The sequence below is a fragment of the bacterium genome (genome assembly GCA_021158245.1).
Taxonomy (GTDB): Bacteria; Zhuqueibacterota; QNDG01; order QNDG01; family QNDG01; genus QNDG01.
In genome coordinates this window covers 1-7113 of the sequence record JAGGVB010000185.1, presented here as the reverse complement: position 1 = coordinate 7113, position 7113 = coordinate 1, and the positions used below count along the sequence as shown (strand labels likewise).

The 7113-nt window shown below is 40.8% G+C and carries 9 protein-coding genes; all 9 read left to right on the top strand.

Annotated features, from left to right (window positions below; genetic code table 11):
* Positions 1-135 precede the first annotated feature (135 nt).
* A complete protein-coding gene (locus J7K93_10805; protein MCD6117495.1) occupies positions 136-1122 on the top strand; it encodes a hypothetical protein in 987 nt (328 codons plus the stop codon).
* Positions 1109-1309 carry a hypothetical protein gene (locus J7K93_10800; GenBank protein MCD6117494.1) on the top strand — a complete coding sequence of 67 codons (201 nt, stop codon included), beginning with the start codon at positions 1109-1111 and terminating at the stop codon, positions 1307-1309. The genes J7K93_10805 and J7K93_10800 overlap by 14 nt, the downstream gene beginning before the upstream one ends.
* A complete protein-coding gene (locus tag J7K93_10795; protein ID MCD6117493.1) occupies positions 1306-1992 on the top strand; it encodes an HAD-IA family hydrolase in 687 nt (228 codons plus the stop codon). Before J7K93_10800 ends, J7K93_10795 begins: the two co-directional genes overlap by 4 nt.
* Positions 1982-3412, top strand: coding sequence for an FAD-dependent oxidoreductase (locus J7K93_10790; protein ID MCD6117492.1), 1431 nt, complete (start codon positions 1982-1984; stop codon positions 3410-3412). The genes J7K93_10795 and J7K93_10790 overlap by 11 nt, the downstream gene beginning before the upstream one ends.
* Positions 3409-3897, top strand: a complete 489-nt coding sequence (locus J7K93_10785) for a 4Fe-4S binding protein (GenBank protein ID MCD6117491.1) — start codon at positions 3409-3411, stop codon at positions 3895-3897. The genes J7K93_10790 and J7K93_10785 overlap by 4 nt, the downstream gene beginning before the upstream one ends.
* Positions 3894-4181 carry a (2Fe-2S)-binding protein gene (locus tag J7K93_10780; protein MCD6117490.1) on the top strand — a complete coding sequence of 96 codons (288 nt, stop codon included), beginning with the start codon at positions 3894-3896 and terminating at the stop codon, positions 4179-4181. Before J7K93_10785 ends, J7K93_10780 begins: the two co-directional genes overlap by 4 nt.
* Positions 4174-5304, top strand: a complete 1131-nt coding sequence (locus J7K93_10775) for an FAD-binding oxidoreductase (GenBank protein MCD6117489.1) — start codon at positions 4174-4176, stop codon at positions 5302-5304. Before J7K93_10780 ends, J7K93_10775 begins: the two co-directional genes overlap by 8 nt.
* Positions 5305-5347: 43 nt before the next feature.
* Entirely contained in the window at positions 5348-6139 is a 792-nt protein-coding gene (locus J7K93_10770) for an SDR family oxidoreductase (protein ID MCD6117488.1), read from the top strand.
* 363 nt (positions 6140-6502) lie between these two features.
* Positions 6503-6988, top strand: a complete 486-nt coding sequence (locus J7K93_10765) for a virulence RhuM family protein (GenBank protein ID MCD6117487.1) — start codon at positions 6503-6505, stop codon at positions 6986-6988.
* The last annotated feature ends 125 nt before the right edge of the window (positions 6989-7113 follow it).

Genomic DNA, 7113 nt, shown 5'->3' with positions numbered 1-7113 from the left:
AGAATTGAGAAAAAGGAGTAGCGGAAAGCAGTTATTTTTTTGAATTTAAAATTAGTTGAAAATCAAAAACACTTGATTATTAATGTAATTTTCTTTAAAATATATACCCTTTATACCTTTGTTCCGGAGGAGTAATTGTACAACCGAATTATAACCCACAATGATTTTGACGGAATTGTCAGCGGTGCGCTGTGCAGCTATTTTTTAAATATTGATTCCTTTTATTTTACCGGGCCAAGGTCAGTCAATGAATCCCGTTTTCCGGTTTCTGAAAATGATGTAGTGTGTGATCTTCCGTATCCTCTGGAATGCGGATTGTGGTTTGATCATCATGAAGGCAATCTTGAAGAGCTTTTATTACGCGGCCTGAAGCAGGAAGATATTAAGGGCGCTTTTGCTCCTGAAAAATCCTGTGCAAGAGTTGTCATAAACTATTTCAAAGACAAAGAAATTCCCGAACGTTTTATTACAGCGGTTGATGAAGCAGATGTCATTGACGCTTTTGATTATAAGAGTATTGAGGATTGGAGAAAAGAGACTCCGGGGAAGATAATAGAAGGAGCTCTCAAAGCCGAATCTTCAAGTTATAAGGATGCCCGGGATTTTATGCAGAGCCTGTTACGCAGTGTCCGTGATTTGGATATTAAGGAAGTGGCCGGAACAGATAGAGTGATTGAAAGGTGGCAGAAGTACTGCGGGCAGGAGGAAGATATTATGCGTCAGATCAAGCAGGATTCCTATTTTCTAAAAGACGATACTGAAAAGGAACTTGTAGTAATAGATTTGACGAGACACAACAGAAGGCCTTTAATTGTAAAAAATCTTGCATATCTAATCTATCCTGAATCAAAAGCTGTAATAGAAATAAAAAATTTATTTCACAGAGGGATCAAATCCAATGATATAGCTGTGTCAATGTCTCTGAGCCTGAATCTGAACAGCATAGAGAATAATTATGATGTCGGCAGGATAATGCGGGAATTGAATATTGGCGACGGGCACAAAGGAGCAGGAGCAGGGCAGATAAAGTGCCAGTCCAAAGTTCAAATGATAAAAAATAAAGAGAAACTATTAGAAAATATTTTAAAGATGTGGAGAGAAGATAGTAGTGGCAGAATGTAAAAATTATACTGAAAATATGGCTTCCTGCAACTGTACTTATGAACCGTGTTCAAGAAAGGGATATTGCTGCGAGTGTATCAGGTATCACCGTTCGAGAGATGAACTCCCTGCATGTTATTTCCCTGACGAGGTTGAACGTACATTTGACAGATCAATACGCAGGTTTGTGGAGCTCCATTCAGGATGAAAACGAGATTTGACTTGATGATTTTTGACCTTGACGGAACTCTGGCCGATACTTTTCCTGATGTGTCTGCCGGTATTAATCATGCTGTCAGAAAAATGGGCAGGCCGGAACTTACAGAAGAACAGATGAGAAGTGCTATTGGGCCCGGGGGAGATGAATTTATTCGTGCAGTATTGCAGGAAAGCGGCGATTCGGATAAAAAAGTTTTTCTTGAATTTTTCAGAGAATACTATGACATCCACTGTCTCGATTCCACACTGCCGTTCTCAGGTATTCGGGATGTGCTGTCAAGCCTCTCTTCTGTTTGTTTGACAGTTGCGACTAACAAACCCCGAAACCATGCGAAAAAAATACTTTCAGGATTGAATCTTGATGCTTATTTTAAGGCAGTATGTACACCGGATAACGGAGTAAAGGAAAAACCTGATCCTGAGATGCTTTTTTCTCTTCTTGATACATTCGGTGTTGAACCGCATCGGGTTCTTTTAGTAGGAGATACTGAACGCGACATTACTGCAGGCCGCAGAGCAGGTGTTAAAGTGTGCGGAGTAAAGTACGGATACGGAGATTCCGGAATGCTTCAAAATCTTAAACCCGATTATCTTATTGATTCTCCGGCGGAATTATTAGATATTGTACTGCATTCTTCTAACTTAGGAGACAAGTATAACTATGAGAATTGATCAGCATCCAATACTTTCCTTCCCAAGAGGGAAGAAAATTACTTTCAATTTTAACGGTAGTGCTGTTGAAGCTTATGAAGGAGAATCCATTGCTGCAGCTCTGCATGCATCCGGAATAAAAGTATTAAGCCACAGCCTCCGCTATTCCAGGCCGCGAGGCTTTTACTGTGCAATAGGCAAATGCTCCAGCTGTATGATGCAGGTTGACGGAGTGCCCAATGTAAAGACCTGTATGGTTCTCGCAAAAGAGGGAATGGAAGTCAAATCCCAGACAGGATGGGGTAAACTTGAGAAAATTCCCGAAGGCCGTACATATCCGAGAAAGGAAATTCCTCTTCTTGAAACAGATATTGCAATTGTAGGTGCAGGCCCTGCCGGCCTGTCAGCAGCAATCTACGCTTCAAAATTCGGCGCAAAAGTAATGATTTTTGAGGAGAACAACAGAGTAGGCGGCCAGCTTATTAAGCAGACCCACATGTTTTTCGGTTCCAAAGACCACCATGCAAGAGTCAGAGGAGTTGATATAGGGAGTAAGCTGATAGGTGATTTGGGTGATTCTGTTACATTATTTACAGATACTCCGGTAGTCGGATATTATCATCCTTTTGAGCTTGCGGTTATAAAAGACCAGAAGATTCACAGAGTAAAAGCAAAAAAAATAATAGTAGCATCCGGTGCTTCCGAAAACATGCTTACATTTCCCAATAATGATCTTCCCGGAGTTTACGGCGCAGGTGCAGTTCAGACATTGATGAATGTGTACGGAATAATGCCCGGTAAAAAGATGTTAATGGTAGGTGCGGGAAATATCGGAGTAATTGTTGCATATCAGCTTCTTCAGGCAGGTGTGGAAGTAGCAGCAGTAGTTGAGGCTCTGCCTACAATCGGAGCATATCAGGTGCATGCCTCAAAATTAAGGCGCTGCGGAGTCCCCATATTAACACGCCACACAATTAAAAAAGCCATAGGAAAAGAGTTTGTAGAGGGCGCAGCAATTGTTCAGCTTGACGAAAACTGGCAGGAAGTTGAGGGTTCTGAAAGAAATATTGATGTTGATACAATATGCCTGTCAGTAGGGCTGAAACCCACGACAGAGATATTTTTTCAGGCAGGATGCAGAATGGCATCAATACCTGAACTCGGAGGGGAAGTACCTGTGAGAAACCATTTTATGGAAACTTCAATTTCAGGCCTATATGTTGCTGGCGATGCATCAGGTATTGAGGAGGCAAGTTCTGCAATGATGGAAGGAAGGCTGGCCGGCCTTGATGCTGTTGAAAAATTGCAGGGTAAATCAGATGAAATATCTAAGCTTAAAATTAAGGTGAAAAAGAGTCTTGATGAACTTAGAGACGGCCCGTTCGGTGAGAAGGTCAGGCAGGGAGAAAAGAAATTATTCGGGGAGGTAAAGAGCTTATGAAATATTTAGAGACAGGATACCTCGATATTAATGATATAAGGATTCCTTCTGAAGATAGGTTTTCAAAAGGGCCGGTAGCAGTAATAGAGTGCGTTCAGCATATCCCCTGCAACCCTTGTGTGGATGCCTGTCCGAGAGGCGCCATAACAATGGGGGATTCAATAAACAACCTTCCTGTAATTGATTTTGATAAATGCAACGGCTGCAGTTTATGTGTTGCAAATTGCCCAGGGCTTGCAATTTTTATTGTTGACAGATCCGGTCCCGGCGGAAAAGTTGTTGTAGGTATGCCATACGAATTTCTTCCTCTTCCTGAGAAAGAGGAGGAGGTTGTCCTTATGGATCGTAAAGGTGATGAATGCGGTACGGGAGTTGTAAAGAAAATAAGAAATTCAAAAGCTCAGGACAGAACGCCTGTTATATTTATTGAAATGAATGATGAACTATCCTTAGAGGCCCGTTTTTTCAGGAGGAAGCCGCAATGAGCGATAAGATAGATAAAAAAAATATAATTGTGTGCAGATGTGAAGATGTGTCACTTCAGGAGATTGAGGATCTTATTGACAGCGGAGTTACAGACCCTGAAGAGATAAAGAGATTTCTCCGTATAGGAATGGGCCCGTGCCAGGGGAGGACATGCGGGAGATTGGTGATCAGGATTATTGCTCAGAAGACCGGAAAGTCTGTAAGTGAAATTGAATCCACTTCCAAACGCCCGCCTCTTGTTTCAATCAGAATGAATGAATTTCTTGGGGATGATCATGAATAAAACATTTGATGCAATTATCATAGGCGGCGGAATTATAGGTACGGGAGCAGGATACTATCTTTCAAAAAGAGGATTAAAAGTCCTGCTTATTGAGAAAGATTATTTAACTGCAGGGTCAACAGGGCGATGTATAACGGGAATCCGCCAGCAGTTTTCAACACCGCCGTCCATTAAAACAGCAATGGAGTCTGTAAAATTATTTAAAGGCATGGAAAAGGAATTCGGATTTAGTGTTGATTGGGAGAGTTCCGGTTATCTGTTTCTTGCTCACACGGAAGATCTGGCATCTCTTTTTAAAAAAAATATTGAGATTCAGAGAGGTGTGGGACTTGACGTTGAATTTATCTCTGCTGAAGAGTGTAAGAATAAGGTGCCTCTTCTTGATACTGAAACTCTTATCGGCGGTGCATGGTGCGCATCTGACGGGCAGGCTGATCCCTTTCTTGTTGTAAAGGGGTACAGTGAAGGTATTGTTAAGAATAACGGTACAATAATGAGCCATACTCAGGTTATTGACATCATTACGGAAAATAACACAGTTAAGGGCATTAAGACAGATTCGGGAGAGATCTTTTTCTCTGATATAGTTGTTAATGCAGCAGGGCCGTGGGCAAAAGAGGTCGGCAGAATGGCAGGTGTTGATCTTCCTGTGGAGCCTGAAAGGCACGAAGCATTAATAACCGAAGGAGTTGAATACATGGGCATTCCCATGCTTGTTGATTACAGGCCTGACGGAGGGTATTTTGTGCAGAGGGTTACAGGGCAGTTTATAGGATGTTTTACTCCGGAAGAACAGGTGCCCGGTACAAGTACTGATTCCACTCTGGAATTTTTAAAAGAGATGTCCCGCAGAATGTGCAGGCTGGTTCCTGCTCTCGAGAATGTGTCAATACTAAGGCAGTGGGCAGGGTCGTACAGTATGACTCCTGACGGGAATCCAATGGTCGGGGAAACAGAAGTTAAGGGCTTTTTCTGCGGTATTGGTATGTGCGGGCATGGATTTATGCTTGGGCCTGCACTTACTTCTTTTCTTGCAAATTACATAACAGAGGGCGAGTGGCCTTTTCCCATTGATGAGTTTGCATACGGCCGCTCTTTTGGCGAGAAAGAGAGTATGGTTTGATTCTGCAATTTTATACGAACCATTTAAAGGATAGGGGCAGATAATGGAGTTAGGCATTAAGAACAGAGTTGCTGTAGTTGCAGCTTCCAGCAGAGGGCTGGGTAAGGCAGTGGCGTGGGGGCTTGCAATGGAGGGGGTGAAACTTGTTATTTGTGCCAGAAACAAAGAGGCTCTGGAACAGACTGCTGACGAAATTTTAATGAAGACAGGTGTAACGGTTTTCCCTTTATCTGTAGATTTGTCAGATCCGGATCAGATTGACTGGATGATAAAAGAGACACTTGATCTTTTCGGCAAAGTTGATATTCTGGTTACAAATGCAGGAGGGCCTCCTTCAGGCAGATTCACAGATATAAATGATGATGACTGGATGAAAGCAGCTCAGCTTACTCTAATGAGTGCTGTTCGTTTGGTCAGGGGTGTGCTGCCTGGAATGAGGGAACAGAAGTGGGGCAGAATTATCCACATGACATCAGTATCTCTTAAACAGCCGATTGATAATCTGTTTCTTTCTAATGTGTTCCGTCCGGGAGTTGCGGGAATGGCAAAGAGCCTTTCTACTGAACTTGCAGAAGAGAATATTCTTGTAAATACAGTATGCCCGGGATATTTTATGACTGACCGGGTAAAAGAGCTGATTGCAGTTAAGACAAAAGAGTCGGGAAAGCCGATGGAGGAGATTGAAAAAGAAATTACAGATAAGATACCTCTCGGCCGGATGGGTAATCCCGAGGAGCTCGCAAATTTGATTGTCTTCCTTGCTTCGGAACGGGCAAGTTATATGACAGGATCTGTTGTACAGGTTGACGGAGGATATGTGCAGGGGCTGCTGTAGTTTTTCATAAATATATTAATTAGATTTGATTCTTCCGGGTTCTATTTGGAAGTATGCGGTTAATTGTAAAAGCGGTTATTTAAAATACATATATTTTTATCAGTTTTATTGTATTGTTGTAGGGAACGGCCGTGACCGTTCCTCCCTTGTTTTTTAATTTTGATTTCTGTGTTTTCAGATTTAATTTATTGATTTTATTAAAATAATAAGCAGGCACTTTTTTTATCCTGAGAAATTACGATGACTTCGCCTTTTTTCCAAATATTTAAATTGCGAACTTTAATGTACACAATCGAATTAAGAGAAGAAGTGATTTTGAATTGTGAATTATGAATGGTGGGTGAGATTAATAAGGGATAGACGGTGCAGAAGTCAAATCAGATAGTTGTTTATGAAGATGGTGAAATTGAACTGAAAGTCTCAGTTAAAAGAGAAACTATTTGGCTGAGGGCGGAAGATATTGCTTTGCTTTTCGGAGTGAATCGTCCTGCTATTGTAAAGCATGTTGGAAATATTTTTAAAATAGGTGAATTGGAGGAAAATTTAACCTGTTCCATTTTGGAACAAGTTACCAAAGATGGTAAAAAGAGAAAAGTAAAATATTACAATCTTGATATGGTTATTTCCGTGGGATATAGAGTTAATTCAATTAAAGCCACAAGATTTCGTAAGTGGGCAACGCAGGTTTTAAAACAATATATTCATAATGGATATGTTATAAATAGCGGGAAAATAACAGTTGACAGATTTTTAATCATAGATGATACAAATTATCATATAGGCGCCAGTTTAAAAGATTTAGGTAAAAAAGTGTTTGCTTTTAGTAAGATGGGAATGAATTGTGAATGATGAATAGAAGTAAATATGATTAATAATTTTATCACAAACGAAGAAAATGTCACATTAAAAGACCGCTTGCAAAAGTTTATAGAAGCAAGTACGGAGTTAAAATTTCTTGTAGGATTTTTTTATTT